Source organism: Xanthomonas sp. F14 (genome assembly GCF_014199865.1).
In genome coordinates this window covers 23,396-42,676 of record NZ_JACHOM010000004.1, presented here as the reverse complement: position 1 = coordinate 42,676, position 19,281 = coordinate 23,396, and the positions used below count along the sequence as shown (strand labels likewise).

Sequence of the window (19,281 nt, the reverse complement as noted above, 5' to 3'; positions counted from 1 at the left end):
TACGGCTTGCGCGGGGTGGAATGGCAGCGGCAGCGTAAGGCCGGGCGACGGGCGGTGTGTCCGGCTCGGCGTCTGCGCGAGGCAGCGTGCACCAGTAGCCCTTCGGCGTGGCCGGCTAGGCCACAAACGCAAACGCCCGCGTGCGACCGGCAAGGTCTGCACGCGGGCGCTGGCGACAGCGGCGGGCTTACTTGGCCGGCACGCGCTGGTACTGCTCGCCACCAGTGTTGAGGTGGCCGTTGGTCGCATCGATGGCGAAGTTCACCGTCTCGCCATCGTTGGTGACCTGCAGCGCGCCGTCCTTGTAGACCGCCGGGTAGCTCTCGGTCTTGGGCTTGCGGCTGAAGAACTTCGGCGTGGTGCTGCGGACCATGAAGGTCTCGCCATTGCGCTCGATGTCCATCGTCTCTTCCTGCGTCTGCACGTTGACCCAGTGGCCGACGAACTTCTCGCCCTCCTCCTTGGCGCAACCGCTCACCAGCAGTGCCGCGGCCAGCGCGGTACCCATCCACTTCATCATCGTGTGTTCTCCAGTTGAGTCTGGAGCGAGGATGGCGGGTGGGGGATGTACGGCGGGTCAAGAGCCAGGAATGCTCCAAGGGGAGAACCGCCGCCGTCTCGGATGCGTCATTGGCAACGACGCTCCGCCCGGTCTGATGACGGGTCAAACCCGATCTGACTTGCCAACCCTTCAGGGGCGAGCGGAAGCTAGCGGTGCCATCGCGAGCACGGTGACGTTCGCAAAGCCGTTGCAAAGACATCCTGTTGCGACCAAGCCCCGACGAAGAACAACCGTTGAACCTCTCAACTACCGCCACATGAGTCGGAACAGTACAAAAATGTCAAAGGAGTATTCCTTCAACGACACTCACGCTGCGCATTCATCGCCATCAGCCGGCCTGTCGCCAAGGCGGATAAGCTGGCCTCGCATCCTGCGTGTTTGTTTACTTTTTGCGCCGTTGCTCGCCATCGTGCTGTTGGCAAAGCCGATCACTTCCTCCATTGCACGATCTGCCGAACAACCAGCACCACCGTCGCCGCCTGCAGCTCTATCGAAGCAGGACGTGATCCTGATCTGGGCAGCAGTCGCTGACCAGCGGTATCCCGTCTATTCTCCTGCCTCAGAGTCTGACGAGCCCCTCGCACGTGCAAAGCGTAAACCGGTGGTGCTGCTCGATCGATCTACCCAAACTTGCGCCGCCGATACAGCGGGGCAAGTGTGCGCCTCGAATCTGGATCAAAACTTACTTTCCTCCACGACTGCACACGCGTTCGTATCAGCACAGGCGCGACGGGCCCTATTGCTGGCAAATTCGGTTCCGGTGCAGGTACGGCTGCCCGAAAGCATCTATGTCCACGTGGCATCCACCGATCATGTCAACGCAGTGCTGACGGACATCAATTGGCCTGCGTTCTATAAAGCCTACCCAGGAACGGCCGGCTATCTACAACTCAGTGTGCCAGTCCCTGTCGATGGATCCCATGCGCTCGTATATGCCGAACAGCGTTGTCATGGACGGTGTGGCACCGGCATGCTCTATCTGCTCGCGCGCACCGAGAAAGGATGGAAGATCACCAAACGGCTTGAGCTATGGGTAAGCTGAGGTGGTCTTGAAGCAGCTGCCGAGATGAGTCTTTCAGATGCCACGGCCATGAATAAAGGAAGAATGATGAGCATGCGTGCCTGTCACTTGAATCCATATAGCGCCTTTGCTGCGGTGCTTTGTCTTTGTATGGCGGGATGCACTTCGCCCGCCAAGGCGGTTGCGTCGCAGCGCGAGCAGACTCGCCATAACGAGCAATCTGTCGCTGTTGATTGTCCCTCCAAAGATTTCGCAACGTTCCTTGAGCGCTATGCCGATTCTTCAGATGACAGTGTGCGTCTCCGCTTTACGGATGACCCGCTGGAATATGAGGTGCCAACGTATACGGTGGAGGACATGACTGATTCGTCCCCTCTTACGCACATCTCGAAAATAAAAGGTTCCTCCCGCTTTGAGCTATTCTCATATCGCTATTTCAGGAATGCCAAAGTCTTCGATCACATCGATCCTGGCGAAGCAAATCCGCAGCCGGAAGGCGACGCCGGATTCCCCTTTAAGATTGAGGCCGGCGTGGGTGGGGGGTACACCGTCTCTTTCGGCATGGAATATGAAGTGGATTCGTACCTGTTCAAACGTAGCAAAGGCTGTTGGCGCATGACGCGCGCGATCAACCTGAGAGACTGATAAGGAGTTGGTACATGGCTGCACAGGAAGCAACGCCCCAAATCCCCTATCGACTCATGCAGCTCGAATGGGACCAGAAAAAGGAATACCACAACGAGATTGTGGAGAACTTCGACGATCTGGTCACCCATCATCCTTACGGTAACCGCGGCGCCAATCTGCAAAACGGTAGCGCTGTCGGTGGACAAAGAGGTCGAACGCTGGGGCTGATCGGTGGCGAATTCCAAGAAATCGAGGTAGCCGAGCCAGGACAAACGCATGGCCTTCGTCCTGATCAGGTTTTGCTAAAGAAGGACTTCCTCCTTGAAGACTCCAGGCAGTCCCCCGGGCCTGCTTCAAGGGCTTTGGATGTCCCGTCGCCCGTTGCTGGTGTGGTGGGTACTGTCGATGCGCGTCAGGGTTTGGTCGATGTGCTGGATCGGGAAGGTGGCGACGTAATCCTGCGTGTCCGGCACATGTCCCCGATCCACGTTCAGGCTGGCGATCGAGTCGAGTATGGGCAGGCGTTGGGGGTTCAGGGCAAACAGGCAACACAGGCAATTCATGTCCACATGGAAGTTGATACTCGCTACTACCAACACTACGAGAACTACGTAGGCGATTTGGTCAGCGGTCGCCTGTCGATCGATGCAGAAAGGCGGGATCGTGGCATTGAACCCAAAACTTCAAGCTCCAGACCTCATAGAGGTGCTGAGCTTTGAGGTGATCTTCGCGGAAACACTTGCCCAGTTTCGCCGGTTCATGCCGGAATTCTCCGCACTCACAGAAAAAACGGGGTCAGATTCAGTTACGAAGTTCCCCTGCACTTCGGGAACTGGATGCAGCCCAAGAAGTTCTCGCCGGTGCGCCGATTTGTTCCCTGCACAAGCGCGCTGCTGCAGCGCGGGCAGCTTGGGATGGCAACGGCCGCGGAGCCAGTGGAGTCAGGTGAAGCAAAGACAGGCTCAATCCGCGCGGATGTGACGGTCGGTTGCGCTGTGGCTTGTTGTTGCACTGCTCCTATCATTTCCAGCAACTGCTCGCCGCCAATCAACTCAATCGGCTTGCCTTCGGCAAAGCGCTCCGCATCTTTCGTGTAGGTACCGATACAGGCGATCTTTACTGCGTGGGCTTGGTGATGAGCGAGCAGGCCGTACATCTCCCGCACGACGCTGACGCCAACTTGCTGGCGCTTCCACTGTTTGCATTGCACCAGCGTGCGGCGGCCGTCCTTGCGCAGGATCAGGTCGATGCCGCCGTCGGCGCCGCCCAGGCCGGTTTCTTCGACGCTGTAGCCCTGGCGGCGAAATGCTTCGCCCACCAATTGTTCGAACTGGCGCCAGCCGCCAGCGGCCAGGCTCTCCAGTGTTGTGCGCGTCTCCAAAAAGCGTCGCCGGCTGCGTGTGCCCAGGTAGGAGAACAGCGCGGCAAGCCAGCAGACGCCGAGCAGCGTCCACGCCAATGGCGCGAACATTCCACTCGATTGCTGGGCGAAGCCCTGCGACAGCATTCCGCTCTGGTGAGAGAACCACCAGGCAATGCCATAGCGCACCACCAGATATGCAGCGATTCCCATCACGAAGCCAACCGGCCACGGCAATGCGGCCAACGCTTCGAACCCGCTCTGCCTCTTTCTGCGTCCCATGCAAGAACCCCCGTTCCAGGTTCGAACATAACCGCTGGAACAAGGTTTGTCAGCAAACCAACCGGCGTTGCTATCTATCTACCATTAACTGCGCTGCATTAAGTGCTCCGTTGCGGTAGAGCTCGCCGTTGTGCCAATGCTTGAGTTTGCTTGTGTCGCTATCAGCGCATCTTCGTAGGCCGCAGACGGGGAGCGCTTTAAATACTGAGCAATAAGATGGCAGTTCTATAGCCCATCCTCATTCCCCAGGCTCACGACAGCGCTCAGCAACGTTCCGGTCCGCCACAAACTCAGCAACCGCACTCGCAAAACACGCAGGGGCTGCAAACGCGAGCAGATGCGCGCCACGCTCAACGGTGCTGAGGGTCATCGGGCCTGCCGTTTTCAGCAGTGCGGCATGCGCCTGCGCGCCGGCGTACGGGGTGTTGGGATCTAGCGTGCCGTGAATGACCAGCGTGCGTGGCAGGGTGGCGGGGCTGCGGCCGAACCAGGCGTCGCGCGGGTAGGTGGGCAGGCCGGCGTCCACCAGCAGGCCGGGGATGGGGCTGACGAACAGGGCGTCCTTGGCTTCGGCCGCGACGGTGTCGCGGGTGAGGGTTGGCCGCGCATTGTTTTCGGACGCGGCAATCAGCATGACCAGCGGCAATGCGGGCTGGTTGTCGCCGCCTTGGCCCATGGCTGCAAGTGATGTCTGCAGATCGGTGATAGTGGCAGTGAGCAACGTGGCGTCGTCACGGGCAAGGCCGTCGATGATCGCGGGGATCCGGTCGCGCAGCGTGGGGAAGTTGAGCAGCATGCCGAGAAAGCGCTTGAGGTCTTTGCCGGGGATTTGCGTGCGCCATGCGGTGCTATCGCTGCGATCGAGCACGCTGCGATAGGTGGCGATGTGTGCGTCGTCCAACAGCGCGCGGCCTACCGCATCGACCACCGCGGTGCGGTGGCTCAAGTCCCATTGCGCGGCAGTCTCCGGTGGCACCAGGCCATCCAGCACCAGCCCATCCAACGGGATGGGCGCCACTTGCAGGGTGCGCAGTGCCAACTGCGTGCCATAGGACACGCCGTACAGCAGCACCTTGCCCTTGCGTCGTTGCTGGCGGATCAGCAGTGCAAGATCTTGCGCCGCTTCGGTGATGGTGAAGGCCTTGGTGTGTTGCGCATCGGCATACAGCGCACCGATGCACGGGCCCCATTCGGCACCGGCCAGACCCACGCCGTCTGCGCTTTGCGGCGCTTCCTGCGCGGGGCACAGGCGGGCCGAGCGCCCAGTGCCGCGATGGTCCGGAATGATCAGGTCATAGCCGGGAAAGGCGCGCCGGTAAGTGCTGATCATCGGGTACAGCGATGCGCCGGCTTCGCCCGGCCCGCCCGCAATCAGCCAGACTTCGCCGCGTCGCTTGCTCTGGTCCGGCGTAGGAAAACGGCGAACGAATAGCTCGATCGTGCCAGCATCCGCGGCTTCATGACGCAGCGGCACGTCGGTGATCAGGCATTCGCTACCGGCCAATGGTGTGTGCGCCGCAGCGTCGGCACATGCGGTGAATGATGGCGGTGGCGTCTGCGCCGCGGCGACAACCGGTGCAAGGAATGCAGCAAGGCAGGCAACGGCCGCGTAGATCGTAGGACGACGCATCGAGTTCCATCTCTTGGCAAAGAGCCGCAGCATTGCCTAACGCGGCGCTGTGCGTATCGCCCGAAAGTCATTCTTCGCCGATGAAGTGCGCCTGTCGCTGCGCAGATTGTGCAACAGTCAAGCACGCGGGCGGTACGATCCAACCCCATCTGTTTGAGCGCGCATCGCTGTCGCCATGGTTTCAACACGCCCGATCCTCGATGGCACGGCCGCCAGCCAGTTCCAGCTACCAACGGGAAGCTGGGCCACGGTATTGGAGGCGCTATGCGCATGTTTCCCGAGTGTGGATGCGGCCACGTGGCGTGACCGCTTCGCGCGTGGGCGTGTGCTGGACGCGAATGCGCAGGTGCTGGATGTGTCGGCGCCGTATCGATTGGGTGCGGAGATCTATTACTTCCGCGAAGTGGCGGATGAGCCCGTCGTCGCGGCGGCGGAAACCGTGGTGCATGCCGACGCGCACGTGGTGGTGGCGTGCAAGCCGCACTTTCTGCCGGTAGTGCCCGCAGGCGTGTATGTGCGCGAGACGTTGCTTACGCGGCTGGTGCGGCATTTCGATAACCCCGCGTTGGTGCCGCTGCACCGCATCGATCGTGACACTGCCGGACTGGTGTTGTTCTCGGCGAATCCTGCAACACGCGGGATCTACCAGGCGCTATTCCGCGAGCGACGTATCCGCAAACACTACCTGGCAGTCGCGCCACCGCTGCCGGGGCTGAGGTTTCCGTATGTCCATCGCAGCCGGCTGGAGCCGGGCGAGCCGTTCTTCCGCATGCGCGAGGGCGTGGGCGAGCCGAACAGCGAGACGGTGATCGATGTGGTCGCACGCGGCGCAGACACGTGGACGTATCGATTGGAGCCGGTCACTGGGCGCAAGCACCAGTTGCGCGTGCACATGGCCGCGCTGGGCGCGCCGATCCTGCATGACCGCTTCTATCCAGAGCTGGAAGATCAGCGGCCCGATGATCCGGAGCGGCCGCTGCAGTTGTTCGCGCACACGTTGGCATTCGATGACCCGATCACCGGCGAGCCTCGGCGCTTCACCGCGACGATCGGACCGACAAAATCGGCTTGAGACGCAAACCTGCGCTGCGCTAAAAAATCAGGCGAAATATCTGGTTTTCAGATATCCGAAAAAGCGCGCTACGGTGGCCTTGCGGACATCCCGTCCGCTCACGTCGAGGACAGACGGCATGAGCACTTCGAGAGCCCTTACGACCAATACTCGGCAGCGCGTGCGGCCAGCGGCCAAGATAGAAGCGCACGCAGAGCCCTTCACCTTCGGCGTCACCCTGCAGCAGATCGACCAGTTCCATACGCTGCTGCGCACGATCACCGCGCAGAGCGACATGGTGGCGGTGTGCAGCGGCAAGCCGCTGGACGCCACCAGTCTGTCGGTTCTGGGCGAAAGCATCTTCAGTGCCGCCCGCGCGGTGCGCGGTGTAGTCGATGAGATTTACGAGCAGCGGCTCGGTGGCGATGGCCCGGACGATGCGGCCGAAGCGAGCGGGCAGCGCGGCGCCAGGGTTTGACCGGGCGCCGCGTGCAATCGCGTCAGCCTCAACGCACCTTGTACAACACCGCCGCACCCGGCTTGGGCTCGAACATCGGCACGGTCTGCTGCTTGAGCGCGGTGCCCTTGGCGTCCCACACCAGCGTCTCGGCGGGGTATTCCTCGTTGCGGGTCATGGTGTCGATCTGCTTGACGATCACCGTCTTGCCGGCGGGCACTTCCGGGTTCCAGGCGAACACGCCCAGGCGGCCGTAGAACACCGCCGGTGCAGCGGCATCCAGGCGGCGGTCCGGGCACATGACCAGGCCGCGTTCCAGCATCACCCGCAGCGCGCCCACGGGCACGGCCTTGACGGTGGGCGCGGTGCGGTCGGTGCTGTGGCCGGGGCAGACATTGGCCGAGCGGGTGAGCATGTCCTCGACCACCTGGCGGTCGGACTGGGCCAGCGCCGGCAGCGCGGCGGTGGACAGGGCAAGCACGGCGAGGGCGGATTTCCAGGGCATCTGACAACTCCTCATGAGATGACACTCCAATACGGCAGCCCTGCAGGCGGGCTGCTGCCAGTGACGCGCCCGGATGCTAGCAATCCCCGCGTTAAGCGCTGCCAATAGTTGGCGCCGCTTCCAGGCGGGCGCGCAAGCGGGAATCGGCCACCGAAGCCACCGCCGGCCCGCCAACCCCGCACGGGCCGGCCGGCGCGTAATGCAACGGCCGCTGACGCCCATCGCCGCTGTCAGGAGACTCCTGATTGAGCAGCGGCGGCGACGCGGATAGCGTGCGCGCTATCACACCGTTGGACTGCTTTATGGAACGCGCCGACCTCATTGCATCACTGCTCACCGGCATGCGGCGTGCCGAAGACTTCCGCGCGCACGGGGCGGCCTACAACACCGCGCACAGCCAGCAGATGGCGGTCGACCACGGCAAGGCCGCCGATGCCGAGCTGGTGCTGTCGCTGTTCGCCTTCACGCCGGAGCACCTCAAGCTGCTGGGCAGTACCGGCATCGAGAACCTGGGCGAGATCGTCTGCCATGCCTGGGCCTTGAACGGCGGCAACAACGAGGCGCTGATCGGCTGGTTCCGCAAGCCCATGAACGCGCTTGACGGCCAGACGCCGGCCGCCCTGGTCCGCAGCGGCAGCCTGAAGGTGCTGCTGCTGGTGCTCAGGCAGCAGCTGGAGTGGGAATTGCCCAAGCGCTCGGCCTGAGCAGTGGGCCGGTGACGCCTCGCCCTGGCGTGCCGGTGGCCGGCACGCCGATCGGCAGCGCCGGCGCGCTTACTGTTTGGGCCGCGCCACGGCGTACATCTCCCAGGCAATCTTCTTCATCAAGGCGTTGCTGTCCTCGCCCTCCTTGTACAGGTCGAAGTGGGTGCGGCCTTCCAGGTAGCGGAAGTCGCTTTTGGCGCCCAGGCCGTCCAGCACCGCCTGGAACTTGCGCGCCGCCCCATCCAGATAGAACGTGTCGGCGGTGCCAACGATCAGGTGGATCTTGCCGTCCAGATCCGGCTTGAGCGTGGGCCACTGCGCGGCCACGCGCGCGGCGATGTCGTAGTGCGTGCGCCAGTAGGCCACCACGGCCGGGTCCACCTTGCCGGTGTCGCGGTCGAACATCGGCACCGGGCGGCCGTCGGGCCCGCGCGGCGAGAACACCCAGTCGAACGAGGTCATCTGGCCGCCGTACGGGCCTAACACGCGTTCGAGCTTGGCGAAGGTTTCCAGGTCGGCCACCACCTTGCCCTGGTCGCGGATCAGCGGGAACTGGCTGCCGTCCGGGCGCCGGTAGACGTTGGCATTGGGCGCGTACAGATCCGGCCCGGTGAAGTCGTGGAAGTCGCTCGAATCGGGCGAGGTGGACCAGGTGCCGCCGAACAGCTTGGGGTAGCGCGTCTGCAGCCACAGCGTGGCCCAGCCGCCGGACGAATGCCCGTTGAGGAACCGGCCCTTGGCGTTGCCGTCCATCTTGTACTGCCGTTCGAGCGCGGGGATCAGCTCTTCGGTCAGCGCGGTGCCCCAGGGGCCGTTGTTGACCGAGTCGGCGAACTCGTGGGTGCCGGTGGGCGTGGACTGGTCCAGGAACACCCAGATCATCGGCGGCATCTGCTTGGCCGCCATCGCGCTCCAGGTGGCGGCGATGCTGCCGGCAAAGCGGTTGTAGTTGCCGCCGAAGCCGTGGGTGACATACACGGTGGGATAGCGGGTGGCGGCCTTGGCGTCGTAGCCGGGCGGGGTGAGCACGCGGGCGCGCAGCGACACCGGCCGGCCCCAGAACGCGCTCAGCGACGGGCTGACCAGCGAGGCGTCCGCGCTATGCAGCCTGGCCTCCGGGATGGCGTCGCGGATCGCCTGCGGCGCCCGCGGCGACACCTGCCACGGGTCGTCCGACGCGGGCACCTGCTTGCTGAGCTTCAGCGTGGGCAACGGCTTGCCCTTGCCCTGCGTCACCGCGGTGACCTCGCTCAACAGGTCGCCGCCATCGCGGCCGGCATAGCTGTAACTGTGGTCCGGATCCAGCACGGCCTGGAACAGGTACTCGCCGGCCGGCAACGCAGAAAAGCCGCTGGGGAAGGCGATGTTGTCCAGGTCGATCTCGACGCTGGCACCGGGGGCAAGCGCGGTCACCTCCTGCGCCGCCACCGCCACCGCGGTCGGGCGGAACGGGTTCACGCTCACCTCCTCCACCTTGCCGTCCTTGCCGTCCTTGCCATCCTTGGCCGCGGCCTGGGCATCCTTGGCCAGGGTGGCGAAGACCAGCAGGCGCCCGGACACGGGCTGGTCGCTCGCCCCGTCCAGCGTGACGCGCAGCAGGCGATGGGCCGCTGCCGGTGCGGCGGCGTGCGCGCAGCAGGCGCACAACAGGCCAACGGCCAGACCCAGGCGGGGGGCAAGACGATGCAGAGACATGCAGATCCTTGGGAACGCAGGTGGATGGATTGGGCGCACACGGCCCTGTGCAGACTGTAGCCAGTTCCCGGCCGGCCGTGCGCCACCAACGCGAGGTCTGGTCACCGTATCCGATCTGCCCGCTCCAGCGCTCCCATCATCAACCGGACGCGACACCGACTCCGCACGGTATCGCGAGCGGTAGCGTGAAGCTGGGCCAGCCCCAAGTAACCAAAACGAAAGTCAGCGTCAGTTTCATCCCAGTAACTGCCTAATCGATAGCTAATCTAATGTCGGCTTCAGACTTCGCTTATACCTGTTGAATGCCGGAATAATCTAAAGCCCGCTTTAGATTCGATCACTGCCATGCGCATCCCAATCGACCGAGCATCCGACATCGACGCCTATATCCGCCCAGTCCGCAATGCGGAAGGCTTGCGGCAGGCGGCCAGGTCGCTGTGCAACTAGGCCGGATGTCCGAGCTGTTGAGGCAATTGGGCATCCAAGTCCGGCCAGACCTGCCGGACCCGGTAGATGAGCGATCTAAATGATCAGCGCCGATGCGCCACGCAGCCTGGAACTGTGGCTCGGAGAGCGTCGCGGCGGCGAGCTGCGGGAGCAAGGCGATACGACTGCATTCCCAATTTCTGTTCACCGCATTCCAAGCGCACCATGACTTGGTTGGTCCACTGCGCGTGATGCCTCCTGCGTAGACGCTTGCATGGTCTGTTGATTGGCAACTTCGAGCTTCTGCAGGTTCTCGGCCAAGGGCTGCTTGACGGCTTCGGCTTTATCTACGTGCGTGCGTAATACATCCATGTCATTTCCTGGATTCTTGTACGTAGCGAAAATATTGCCGTTTGTGTGATTCGGAATAACGTCCTGGATCTCGGGCAGCGGCGGGCGATTGAGTTTGGCCTGAACCGCCAGGGCACCGGCAATGCGTTCCTTGTCTTGCTGATTGGTGTAGACGCCTGAATCCGGGCCGAGCTTATCGAGCCCCGCCAAGGCTTGCTTGAACAATGGGTCATCGCGTAGCCGCGCTTCCTGATGCGGATCGAGGGGTGCTCCGCCTGCGCTGGAGGTACGTCCTGAGTTACCTAATCCTGGCACCGAGGGCTGGATCGATTCGTCGAGCTGTCGTCCCGATGCAGGCGCCCAGTGGCCGAAAACGCCATCGTTCTTTGGTTCCGGAAGGCGTACATCCCGCAGAACGCTATCGGCCAGCGTGTTGGAGTTTTGCAACTGGGGATCGTAGGGATACTTGTCATCCTTGCTCTTGGCATTGGCGACCATGCGTGCCCAGGTTCCCGACAAGTCCGCACCGTGTGTGATCTCTTCGCGATATTGCTTTTGTCCAACCGCATTCGGATTATCGCGATGATCGGGGTTGGCCCGGTTGTAGGGCAGATTAGTCTCAACGTGCATCCGGCCATACGGCAATCCAGGTTGCTCATCGCCGGTCCAGCCGCTGATGGTGTGCTGGTTGCCCTCTTTATCTGTGTAGAGAAGGAATTTGTGATGGTACTCCTTGCCCAGCGCAGACCCGATGTTGCGATATCCAACTTCAATCTTCTCGTCCATGATGGTCTCCGTTGGCTTACTGATTCTTGATATGGACGGCGTCGACGTGTGTCACCTTGCCGTCGGCATCCAAAGAAAAAGTCATCACAACGGAACGTGCATCTGGATCAAGCATTGCCTGCCCCTTATTGTCCCTGACGACCACCTTGCCTGGGGTGTCTTCAACAATTTTTGACGTTGGAGATTTGCTGAACGTCTCCAGCACCACCAACTTTGTTGTTCCCAGAGGAACGTACTTGGAAACGATGCTACTAACGTCGACCTGTTCGAATCGAACGGGCTTTTTTGATGCATAAATCTCTTCAAGCATTGGGCTGGCTCCTGATTTCATGGTGTCTTCCTGTGTCGAAGCGGTACGTGCAGTATCTGCATTGGCGCAGGATGAAAGCGGGAGCACCGCAAGCCCGGTAAGTGCAAGCGTTGCGGCCCACCCGTTTAGCACGATGCGTGGCATGGCGATCTCCTGATACAACCAATCACTTGAATAGAATGTCCGCGCGGTCCTGAGCCTTCCCAGGCAGGCTGGTACATCAACACTCCCTCCGTGCAGACGATACCAGCGTACTACAAGCTTCCCATGGTTGATGAATAGCTGAGTTGGATCGTCAGGGCTGCCCAGGCGATCCATTTTTTGCCACATCCAAATGTATGCATTGAGATATTCCTGCAATCCACGCCTCTTCAAGTAGGCGACTACACTTCTACTGGCGTTACTGGAAGTTACAAGTCCTAAGCGCTTCAAATAGCCGCTTTGCCTCGACTGATGCTTGACGTGAGCCGTGGACAGCGCCGTATTCGCTTCCGAATTCCAAACTGCATCACGCAACGACGTTGTTGAGACGATTTGCCGGGTTTGCGAGGCCTTGGTCTTCAACGATGAACCCACCAGCGGCGTGGCCAGCTGGGTGGCGTAGGTGTGGTGCTGCCACACAGACGCATGTCGTCATCGTACGCAATCGATCATCTGCCGCTTGGCGTTATGCACAGGTGCCGTTGCGAATGTCCATTCAAGGCGCAAGCGGCAGCCGCTGCCGACACCTTGCATCACACACCAGGGAACGACCGAAATGAAACGTAAAACCAGCTATCGCGGTGCGCTTGCGGCCTGCGGCCTCTCACTCGTCGTGGCCGCGTTGTGCATGGACGCTGCCGTTGCCGCACCGGTGACCGGGGCGGATACGGTCACGCTGAGCTATGTCTTTGCCACGCTGCAGACGGGCCAGCAGGATCAGAAGCCCGAAGACATCGCGGCCTGTCGCAAGCAGGTTTCCGCACCGGGTTCCAAGTACCTGGGCTCGGCGGTCACCACCAAGTACTCCATCGACGTGCAGTCCAAGATGATGTCTGCGTCCTCGTCGCTGCCATCCCCGGGGGGCACGCAGCCGATGACGGTGACGATACCGCTGTCACCGTTGGGCTTGTCCGGGGAGTATGCCTTCGGTGCGTTTCGGCCGAGCGCGCTGCCCAACACCTATGTGCTGTTCTCGGTCGGGCTGGACTTCAAGGGGCCGCAGTCGTCCGTGCTGGTTCTCAACAGCGACAAGACCTACAACTGCCTGGTGACCAGCAATCCGGCGCCGTTGAAGGGAGCACTGGGTACCAAGTTGGGCAAAGACCAGGGGCGCTGATGTCTGCAACCGCCGGGTAATCGACGAACGCGCCGAAGGCAGCTTCGGCTCGTTCGCCTCGGTGCTGCGGCCGTGCAGTGCAGCCCTCGCGCGGATCGCGCGATGCACGTCGTCGGGGATATTGCGGACGGTGAAAGAAGGCATGTCGCCCTCGCGCAGGAATCAGGTTGCTTGCACTTCAGGAAAGTGCAGGCACTCACACAACGTCACCCGGTATCGAAGCAGTCATCCCCGCACAAGCAGTAAGTGAAACCAGGGGCCAACCTGGCCCCAACACTCACCGATACGGCCCCGGCCCACGCCATACCGGCTCGCCTTGCTTGTAGACCTCCATCATGTTGATGACCTCGCGGGCATCGCCGATGTCTTTGAGCTCCGGCGAGTCCGGCGGCAGCAGGCGGCATTTGCTGGAGCCGCGCTTGAGCGCGACTTCCAGCGGGCAGACCATGCGGTACTGGGTGCCGGGCAGGATGATGGCCACTTCCTTCATGCCCTGGTCGCGCCAATTGCGCAGCTGGGTTTCGCTACGCACTTCGTAATAGACCTGGTAGCCGCCCACATCCATGCTGGGTTGGGCGTTGTTGCGGTCGCGGCGGCGGCCTTCGCTGATGGTGGGCGTGTTGGACATGCCGTCTTCGGCGGCATCGGCTTGTTCTTCGAGCATGCCGGGTGGGCGGCCGGTCCAGGTTTCGGGGCGGCGCTGCGGCGGCGACGAGGGCTCTGCCGGCGGTTGCGGCGGGGTGGGGCGCTGCACCGGTTGCGTCTGGCGCTGCTCGACCAGGCCGCCGCGGCGGGTGTTGCCTGCCGGCGGGATCGGGTTCTTGGCGGTCTTGACCAGGGTGGACTGCACCGGCGAAGCAGCCGGCGGCGGTTGCACGGGCGCGGGCGTTTGCGACGGCGGAGTCGGGGTCGGCGAGGGCGTGGGTTGTTCGGGCGTGGAGGTGTCGCCGACAAAATCCACCTTGGTGCGGCCGCCGCTGGCCGAGCCCTGCGGCGGGGTCATGGTGGGCGTGGAGGCCGACAGCAGGATCAGCAGCATCAGCACGTGCAGCAAGGCGCTGATCAGCGCGGCGATCCAGGGCTCGATGCGTTCGATCAGCGGCTCGGTGCGCGGCAGCCAGTCCTGCGTCTGCAGGCGGACGTGCAGCAGCTGCAGCGCGTCGTCGCGCACGCGGTAGACCAGCACATAGGGCGTTTGCTTGACCACCCATTCGCGGGTGCCGGCGACCCGGCCGGCGCGGCCGCGGCCGGGTTGCTCGGCCAGGGTGCGGGTGGCTTCCAGCACCTGCCGCGCCATCGCGGCGGCGGCGGTCGGGTTGAGCGCGTGGTAGTGATCCTGGGCGTGTGCGAGTTGCCTGGCGGCCGGGACGGTCCAGTCACGCCGCAACATCAACGCCCCATCTGGCGAACAGTGCGCCCACCTCTGCCGGCGCGGCAAAGGCGCCCTGATCCGCTGCGGCCATGCCGTCCAGCACGGCGGCCTCGAAGCTGGCGGCGTCCACGACGCGAACCACGTCGTCCCATCCTGCCGTCTCGGGCAGCGTGTCGATCAGCGTGCGGGCTTCTTGCTTGATGGCGGACATGGCACTGCGGTGGGGGAACTCTGCCGGCAAGTCTACCCGTGCGGCTCCGCTTCGCGTGTGGCAATGGCTGGCGCGCGGCTGGGGCGTTCACAGGCAGTAGCCGGCAGGCCGGTCCTGCGCGAAGGTCGGTCGCCTGTCGCGATTGCCGCGCGCGGCGGTGGCCGCCCGGGCAACCCGCCTGTGCTCGCAGAAAGTGACACTTGGCACCTTGTTCGTTATGGGGGCCGGTTTCATTCTGCGTCGGTCACCTCACCTGCATCTCACCTGGAAAGGAATCGCCATGCCCGCTGCTGCCATCGCACCGCTGACGCCGTATCTGTCGATGGCGGCCATCGCCTTGCTCTACTACCGGCGCATCCGGCGCAGCTTCGGCCGCCAGCCGTGGAAACCGGTCGGCACTGCGGTGCGTGCGTTGGTGCTGCTCATTGCGGCAGCAGCGCTGGCGTTTGCGGTGTATGGCTTGCCGCAGGTTCGGCCAGGGATCGCCGTGGGAACGCTGATCGGCATTGGGCTGGGCGCGCTGTCGCTGCGCTACACGCATGCCGAATGGCTGGAAGGGCGCGGCTGGTATACGCCCAATCCGTGGATCGGCGGCGGCCTGACGCTGGTGCTGCTCGGGCGCCTGGCCTGGCGCTGGGCCGATGGCGCCTTCAGCGCGGGCGCGGCGGCGGCCGGCTCGCAGGCCAGCCCGTTGACGCTGGGCATTGCCGCGGCGCTGGTGTTGTACTCGCTGGTGCACGTTGGCGGGCTGTGGTGGCGGCTGCGCCAGCTGCGGCTGCAGGCTGTGCAGCGCTGAGCGCGGGTGCGCTCACTGCCAGATGGGGAAGGCCGTTGCCTACACCTGCGAGCGGAACGGGACCACCAGCTTCTCGCCCAGCTTCTGCCGCAGCGGCCGCGTGCGCCAGCGCTCCAGCGTGTACAGCTCGGCCCGTTGCAGGTCGCGCTCGAACACCTCGGTCATCTGCGCGGCCAGATCACGGTCGTAGACATTCAGGCTGGCCTCGTCGTTGAGGCGGGACGAGCGGATGTCGAAATTGGTCGAGCCCACCGAGACCAGCAGGCCGTCGATGATCAGCAGCTTGGTGTGCAGCATGGTGGGCAGGAATTCGTGGATGGCAATGCCCGCCTGCAGCAGCGGCTCCCAGCTGGCCTTGGAGGCCAGCCGCACCGAGACCGCATCGATATGCTTGCCCGGCAGCAGCACGCGGATGCGCACGCCGCGCGCACGCGCTTCCAGCAGCGAGCGGGTGATCAGCGCATCCGGCACGAAGTAGGCGGCGGCCAGGTCGATGGAGCTGCGCGCCGCGGCGATGGCGATGAGATACATCAGGTGCATGCTCTCGCTGCCGCCGGCCGGCGAAGCCACGAACAGCTGCGCGTCGCTGTCGCCGGCCGGTGCCAGCTCGGGGTAGTACTCGGCGCCGTTGAGCACGCGGCCGGTGCTCTTGATCCAGTTGTCGTTGAAGGCGGCCTGCACCTGCGCCACCACCGGGCCTTCGATGCGGTAATGCGAGTCGCGCCAGTGCTCTGGGTCCTGCGCATCGCCCATCCACTGGTCGGCCACGCCAACGCCGCCGGTGAAGCCGATGCGGCCATCGATCACCAGCAGCTTGCGATGGGTGCGGTTATTGACGCGGTGCAGGTTGTACCAGGTCAGCGGGCGGTAGCGATGCACCTCCACCCCGGCGTCGGTCATGTCCTGCACCAGCGAGGCATCCATCTTCAGGCTGCCGCCCCAGTCGATGGTGACGCGCACCTTGACCCCGGCACGCGCGCGCTCGGACAGCGCCTGGCTGAACTCGCGGCCGATCTCGCCCGACCAGTAGATATAGGTTTCGAAGGTGATGGTGCGCTGCGCGCTGCGGATGGCGGCCAGCATCGCCGGAAAGATCTCGCTGCCGTTGTGCAGCACCTGGATCTTGTTGCCGGGCAGGATCGCCGGACCCAGCAACACCGACATCTCGCGTTTGAACTGCGGGTCGGCGACGTCGTAGCAATGGCTGGGGATGTGCTCGAGCTTTTTCTCGGGCGTGGCGAAGTTGAGCAGCAGCAGCCCCACCACCAGCGTGGTGACGACTGTGGCCACGATGATCCATGTCATGCATCCAACTCCGGTTCCCCTGCCATCGACAGCCCCAAGCGGCCGGCATTCTGGCAAGGCGGGCGGCATGGGGGCCGTGAAGGGGGATGCGTCCGGCGTCTGCGCGTGTCCATGCCGGCCCAGGTGCTGGCCGACACCGCGCACCGATGCCGGTGGCCGGCCTGCGGCGTGCCTTAGCTCAGCGCGGGCGGGTCAGGAACGCTGCCGGAACCTGCGCGGTGAGCCAGACGCCGTTGTCGGCCTGGAAGAACGGCAGGCCGTCGCGATGCATGCGCCCGGCGTCGACCTGCAACACCACCGGCTCGCCGTAGCGCTGCCCCACCGATGCGGCGGTTTGCCTGTTGTCGGACAGATGCACATGGTGGCGCTGGCCGGGGCGCAAGCCCTCGGCCATGATCGCTTCGAGAAAGCGCGTGGCGGTGCCGTGATACAGCACCTCGGGCGGCACCCTGGCTTCGAGCTGCAAGTCCACGGCTGGCGTTGAATGCCCCTGCACTGCGCGGATCTGCTGCCCATCGGCAGACAGCGCAAAGCGTTTCTTGTCGCTGCCGGCGACCACCGCCTGGATCAGCTCCAGATCGAGCGCGGTGCCGTGGGCCCGGGCGCCGGCAATCAACGCGTCCAGCTCGGCCCAGCCCTCCGAGTCGAGCGTGAGTCCGATCGCCTGCGGTTCGTGGCGCAGCACGAAACTGAGGAACTTGCTGATGTCGGTGTGGTGCTTGCTCATACGGCGGCGCCCGAAGCGTCCTTGCGGCCAGTGAAGCCGGCAATGTTGACGCATCCAGGTGGTCAACGCGCGTGCGCGAGCCGTGGTGCCCGGCGGTGCCGGGACTGGTGCTGTATGACCCGGGGCATCGACAGCTTCCCCCCGGGCTGCGTGCATTCATCGAGACGCTCAGGCAGGTGCTGCCGTAGCGAGTGCCGGGCGTCACTGGCAGAAACCAGCAGTTGCGCTGTTGCCCGCGGCCGCAAGCACCACACCGACGACCGTCGGAAGCGGGCTGAAGCGCGCGCCGCTGCCGGCCGTTGCCGGGCCTGTATATGCGCCGAAATGCTTACATGCGTCACACAAGCGCGCACCTATACTTCCGGGGTGTCCCACCCACAAGGTTCTGACTGCATGAGCGCACCCCCAACGTCTCCGATCGCCGCCGGTTCTGGCGCAGCCCCCGGTAGCCTTCGCCGTTCGGTGTCCAACACGCTCAAGGGATCGGCCGGCAATCTGGTCGAGTGGTACGACGTCTACGTCTACTCGGTGTTTGCCACCTACTTCGAATCGCAGTTCTTCTCCAAGGAAGACAAGAACGCCACGATGTTCGTGTGGGCGATCTTTGCGATGACCTTTTTGATGCGCCCGATCGGTGCGTGGTACTTCGGCCGCTTCGCCGACCGCTACGGCCGCCGGCTGGCGTTGACCATCTCGGTGTCGATGATGGCGCTGTGCTCGTTCGTCATCGCGGTGACGCCGACGGTGGCCACGATCGGCATCGCCGCGCCGATCATCCTGCTGCTGGCGCGCCTGCTGCAGGGCTTTGCCACCGGTGGCGAGTACGGCACCAGCGCCACCTACATGTCCGAGGCGGCGATTCCCGGCCGGCGCGGGTTCCTGTCTTCGTTCCATTACGTCACGCTGGTCGGCGGGCACGTGCTGGCGCAGACCACCTTGCTGGTAATGCTGCATTTCTTCGATGCGCCGCAGGTGTCCGAGTGGGGCTGGCGCGTGGCGTTCGGCCTGGGCGGCATCGGTGCGTTGGTGGTGTTCTGGCTGCGCCAGACCATGGACGAGTCGCTGAGCTCCGAATCCATCGCCGATTCGCGCACCGGCAAGGCCAAGGCGTCGGGCTCGATGCGCGAGCTGTTCGTCAACCAGTGGCGCCCGCTGCTGCTGTGCTTCCTGATCACCGCCGGCGGCACGATCGCGTTCTACACCTATTCGGTCACCGGGCCGAAGATGATCCAGACCGCGTTCGCCGGTGGCGACGTGATGGCCGGCACCATCATCAACCTGGTCGCGCTGACGGTGCTGATGCTGATGCAGCCGGTTGGCGGCTGGTTGTCGGACATCGTCGGGCGCAAGAGCCTGCTGGTGTTCTTCGGCATCGGCGGGGTGCTCTACACCTGGTTCCTGGTGATGGAGCTGCCCAAGCAGACCGACTGGCTGACCGCGTTCGCGATCCTCACCGTGGGCTTTGTGATCCTGACCGGCTATACCTCGATCAATGCGGTGGTGAAGGCGGAGCTGTTCCCCACCCATGTGCGCGCGCTGGGCGTGGGCCTGGGCTATGCGTTGGCGAACTCCGCCTTTGGCGGCACCGCGCCGCTGCTGTACCAGGCCTCGTTGAAGACCGGCCACGTCAGCGAGTTCGTGATCTACGCCACGGCTGTGATCGCAGTATCGTTGGTGGTCTACATGTTCTTCCTGACCAACAAGGGCAGCAACTGGCTGGACGACGAAGCGGCGATGCATCAGCGCAAGCGCTGATCTGCTTTGCCCTTCTCCCGTCGGGAGAAG

The 19,281-nt window shown here is 63.8% G+C and carries 20 protein-coding genes and 2 pseudogenes; 10 read left to right on the top strand and 12 right to left on the bottom strand.

Annotation, left to right across the window (positions count from 1 at the left end; all coding sequences use genetic code 11):
- Window positions 1-187: 187 nt before the first annotated feature.
- The gene (locus tag GGR73_RS14290; protein WP_102252942.1) at window positions 188-520 is read right to left on the bottom strand and encodes a hypothetical protein; all 333 of its coding nucleotides are present in this window, start codon (window positions 518-520) and stop codon (window positions 188-190) included.
- A 319-nt stretch (window positions 521-839) separates the two neighbouring features.
- On the opposite strand from GGR73_RS14290, the gene GGR73_RS14285 reads away from it, so the two are divergent.
- From GGR73_RS14285 to GGR73_RS14275, 3 genes are read left to right on the top strand one after another with little or no spacing between them, the layout of a single operon-like run.
- Window positions 840-1,604: a hypothetical protein gene (locus tag GGR73_RS14285; RefSeq protein WP_184457539.1), complete on the top strand. Its 765-nt coding sequence runs from the start codon at window positions 840-842 to the stop codon at window positions 1,602-1,604.
- A 24-nt stretch (window positions 1,605-1,628) separates the two neighbouring features.
- Window positions 1,629-2,228 (top strand): hypothetical protein, encoded by a 600-nt coding sequence (locus GGR73_RS14280; protein WP_456362976.1) that lies wholly within the window; start codon window positions 1,629-1,631, stop codon window positions 2,226-2,228.
- A gap of 14 nt (window positions 2,229-2,242) precedes the next feature.
- Window positions 2,243-2,929, top strand: coding sequence for a peptidoglycan DD-metalloendopeptidase family protein (locus GGR73_RS14275; RefSeq protein ID WP_184457538.1), 687 nt, complete (start codon window positions 2,243-2,245; stop codon window positions 2,927-2,929).
- Between the two features lie 86 nt (window positions 2,930-3,015).
- Here GGR73_RS14275 and GGR73_RS14270 read toward each other — a convergent pair whose 3' ends face one another.
- Both GGR73_RS14270 and GGR73_RS14265 read right to left on the bottom strand, forming a co-directional pair.
- Complete coding sequence (locus GGR73_RS14270; RefSeq protein WP_184457536.1) at window positions 3,016-3,852, bottom strand: restriction endonuclease; 837 nt, start codon at window positions 3,850-3,852, stop codon at window positions 3,016-3,018.
- A gap of 238 nt (window positions 3,853-4,090) precedes the next feature.
- Complete coding sequence (locus tag GGR73_RS14265; RefSeq protein ID WP_184457534.1) at window positions 4,091-5,482, bottom strand: alpha/beta fold hydrolase; 1,392 nt, start codon at window positions 5,480-5,482, stop codon at window positions 4,091-4,093.
- Between the two features lie 175 nt (window positions 5,483-5,657).
- Between GGR73_RS14265 and GGR73_RS14260 the strand changes: the two genes are divergently transcribed.
- Both GGR73_RS14260 and GGR73_RS14255 read left to right on the top strand, forming a co-directional pair.
- Window positions 5,658-6,554: a pseudouridine synthase gene (locus GGR73_RS14260; protein WP_184457532.1), complete on the top strand. Its 897-nt coding sequence runs from the start codon at window positions 5,658-5,660 to the stop codon at window positions 6,552-6,554.
- Window positions 6,555-6,672: 118 nt separating this feature from the next.
- The gene (locus GGR73_RS14255) at window positions 6,673-7,011 is read left to right on the top strand and encodes a hypothetical protein (RefSeq protein ID WP_184457530.1); all 339 of its coding nucleotides are present in this window, start codon (window positions 6,673-6,675) and stop codon (window positions 7,009-7,011) included.
- Between the two features lie 28 nt (window positions 7,012-7,039).
- On the opposite strand, the gene GGR73_RS14250 is transcribed toward GGR73_RS14255, so the two are convergent.
- Window positions 7,040-7,495 (bottom strand): hypothetical protein, encoded by a 456-nt coding sequence (locus GGR73_RS14250; RefSeq protein ID WP_024939627.1) that lies wholly within the window; start codon window positions 7,493-7,495, stop codon window positions 7,040-7,042.
- A gap of 302 nt (window positions 7,496-7,797) precedes the next feature.
- Here GGR73_RS14250 and GGR73_RS14245 point away from each other — a divergent pair, with 302 nt between their 5' ends.
- Window positions 7,798-8,199 (top strand): antitoxin Xre/MbcA/ParS toxin-binding domain-containing protein, encoded by a 402-nt coding sequence (locus GGR73_RS14245; protein ID WP_065033331.1) that lies wholly within the window; start codon window positions 7,798-7,800, stop codon window positions 8,197-8,199.
- 69 nt (window positions 8,200-8,268) lie between these two features.
- On the opposite strand, the gene GGR73_RS14240 is transcribed toward GGR73_RS14245, so the two are convergent.
- The 3 genes from GGR73_RS14240 to GGR73_RS20345 form a co-directional block, all read right to left on the bottom strand.
- Entirely contained in the window at window positions 8,269-9,894 is a 1,626-nt protein-coding gene (locus tag GGR73_RS14240) for an alpha/beta hydrolase-fold protein (protein ID WP_184457528.1), read from the bottom strand.
- Between the two features lie 630 nt (window positions 9,895-10,524).
- On the bottom strand, window positions 10,525-11,457 hold the full coding sequence (locus GGR73_RS20350) for an XVIPCD domain-containing protein (RefSeq protein ID WP_024939630.1): 933 nt from the start codon (window positions 11,455-11,457) through the stop codon (window positions 10,525-10,527).
- A gap of 16 nt (window positions 11,458-11,473) precedes the next feature.
- Window positions 11,474-12,388 carry a DUF6393 family protein gene (locus tag GGR73_RS20345; protein ID WP_456362975.1) on the bottom strand — a complete coding sequence of 305 codons (915 nt, stop codon included), beginning with the start codon at window positions 12,386-12,388 and terminating at the stop codon, window positions 11,474-11,476.
- Between the two features lie 136 nt (window positions 12,389-12,524).
- Here GGR73_RS20345 and GGR73_RS14220 point away from each other — a divergent pair, with 136 nt between their 5' ends.
- Entirely contained in the window at window positions 12,525-13,085 is a 561-nt protein-coding gene (locus tag GGR73_RS14220) for a hypothetical protein (RefSeq protein ID WP_184457526.1), read from the top strand.
- Window positions 13,086-13,178: 93 nt separating this feature from the next.
- Here the strand turns inward: GGR73_RS14220 and GGR73_RS20340 are convergent.
- From GGR73_RS20340 to GGR73_RS14210, 3 genes and pseudogenes are all read right to left on the bottom strand, one after another.
- Window positions 13,179-13,229 (bottom strand): annotated as a pseudogene (locus tag GGR73_RS20340) (FitA-like ribbon-helix-helix domain-containing protein); the annotation flags it as partial.
- Between the two features lie 133 nt (window positions 13,230-13,362).
- Window positions 13,363-14,475: a type II toxin-antitoxin system RelE/ParE family toxin gene (locus GGR73_RS14215; RefSeq protein WP_167705120.1), complete on the bottom strand. Its 1,113-nt coding sequence runs from the start codon at window positions 14,473-14,475 to the stop codon at window positions 13,363-13,365.
- Entirely contained in the window at window positions 14,462-14,668 is a 207-nt protein-coding gene (locus GGR73_RS14210) for a hypothetical protein (RefSeq protein ID WP_065046733.1), read from the bottom strand. The genes GGR73_RS14215 and GGR73_RS14210 overlap by 14 nt, the downstream gene beginning before the upstream one ends.
- A 280-nt stretch (window positions 14,669-14,948) precedes the next feature.
- Here GGR73_RS14210 and GGR73_RS14205 point away from each other — a divergent pair, with 280 nt between their 5' ends.
- On the top strand, window positions 14,949-15,464 hold the full coding sequence (locus tag GGR73_RS14205; RefSeq protein ID WP_184457524.1) for a hypothetical protein: 516 nt from the start codon (window positions 14,949-14,951) through the stop codon (window positions 15,462-15,464).
- A 39-nt stretch (window positions 15,465-15,503) separates the two neighbouring features.
- On the opposite strand, the gene GGR73_RS14200 is transcribed toward GGR73_RS14205, so the two are convergent.
- Both GGR73_RS14200 and GGR73_RS14195 read right to left on the bottom strand, forming a co-directional pair.
- A complete protein-coding gene (locus GGR73_RS14200) occupies window positions 15,504-16,769 on the bottom strand; it encodes a phospholipase D-like domain-containing protein (RefSeq protein ID WP_184457522.1) in 1,266 nt (421 codons plus the stop codon).
- Between the two features lie 178 nt (window positions 16,770-16,947).
- Window positions 16,948-17,496, bottom strand: coding sequence for an RNA 2'-phosphotransferase (locus GGR73_RS14195; RefSeq protein ID WP_184457520.1), 549 nt, complete (start codon window positions 17,494-17,496; stop codon window positions 16,948-16,950).
- A gap of 71 nt (window positions 17,497-17,567) precedes the next feature.
- Here GGR73_RS14195 and GGR73_RS14190 point away from each other — a divergent pair.
- Window positions 17,568-17,684 (top strand): annotated as a pseudogene (locus GGR73_RS14190) (LysR family transcriptional regulator); the annotation flags it as partial.
- A 205-nt stretch (window positions 17,685-17,889) separates the two neighbouring features.
- Entirely contained in the window at window positions 17,890-19,251 is a 1,362-nt protein-coding gene (locus GGR73_RS14185; RefSeq protein WP_024939637.1) for an MFS transporter, read from the top strand.
- Window positions 19,252-19,281 lie beyond the last annotated feature (30 nt).

Coding starts and splice junctions, on each gene's coding strand:
- GGR73_RS14285 (WP_184457539.1), top strand. CDS start 840: ATGTCAAAGGAGTATTCCTTCAACGACACTCACGCTGCGCATTCATCG.
- GGR73_RS14215 (WP_167705120.1), bottom strand. CDS start 14,475: ATGTTGCGGCGTGACTGGACCGTCCCGGCCGCCAGGCAACTCGCACAC.
- GGR73_RS14270 (WP_184457536.1), bottom strand. CDS start 3,852: ATGGGACGCAGAAAGAGGCAGAGCGGGTTCGAAGCGTTGGCCGCATTG.
- GGR73_RS14185 (WP_024939637.1), top strand. CDS start 17,890: ATGAGCGCACCCCCAACGTCTCCGATCGCCGCCGGTTCTGGCGCAGCC.
- GGR73_RS14220 (WP_184457526.1), top strand. CDS start 12,525: ATGAAACGTAAAACCAGCTATCGCGGTGCGCTTGCGGCCTGCGGCCTC.
- GGR73_RS14265 (WP_184457534.1), bottom strand. CDS start 5,482: ATGCGTCGTCCTACGATCTACGCGGCCGTTGCCTGCCTTGCTGCATTC.
- GGR73_RS14245 (WP_065033331.1), top strand. CDS start 7,798: ATGGAACGCGCCGACCTCATTGCATCACTGCTCACCGGCATGCGGCGT.
- GGR73_RS14250 (WP_024939627.1), bottom strand. CDS start 7,495: ATGCCCTGGAAATCCGCCCTCGCCGTGCTTGCCCTGTCCACCGCCGCG.
- GGR73_RS14255 (WP_184457530.1), top strand. CDS start 6,673: ATGAGCACTTCGAGAGCCCTTACGACCAATACTCGGCAGCGCGTGCGG.
- GGR73_RS14290 (WP_102252942.1), bottom strand. CDS start 520: ATGATGAAGTGGATGGGTACCGCGCTGGCCGCGGCACTGCTGGTGAGC.
- GGR73_RS14275 (WP_184457538.1), top strand. CDS start 2,243: ATGGCTGCACAGGAAGCAACGCCCCAAATCCCCTATCGACTCATGCAG.
- GGR73_RS14195 (WP_184457520.1), bottom strand. CDS start 17,496: ATGAGCAAGCACCACACCGACATCAGCAAGTTCCTCAGTTTCGTGCTG.
- GGR73_RS14260 (WP_184457532.1), top strand. CDS start 5,658: ATGGTTTCAACACGCCCGATCCTCGATGGCACGGCCGCCAGCCAGTTC.
- GGR73_RS14280 (WP_456362976.1), top strand. CDS start 1,629: ATGAGTCTTTCAGATGCCACGGCCATGAATAAAGGAAGAATGATGAGC.
- GGR73_RS14210 (WP_065046733.1), bottom strand. CDS start 14,668: ATGTCCGCCATCAAGCAAGAAGCCCGCACGCTGATCGACACGCTGCCC.
- GGR73_RS14205 (WP_184457524.1), top strand. CDS start 14,949: ATGCCCGCTGCTGCCATCGCACCGCTGACGCCGTATCTGTCGATGGCG.
- GGR73_RS20350 (WP_024939630.1), bottom strand. CDS start 11,457: ATGGACGAGAAGATTGAAGTTGGATATCGCAACATCGGGTCTGCGCTG.
- GGR73_RS14240 (WP_184457528.1), bottom strand. CDS start 9,894: ATGTCTCTGCATCGTCTTGCCCCCCGCCTGGGTCTGGCCGTTGGCCTG.
- GGR73_RS14200 (WP_184457522.1), bottom strand. CDS start 16,769: ATGACATGGATCATCGTGGCCACAGTCGTCACCACGCTGGTGGTGGGG.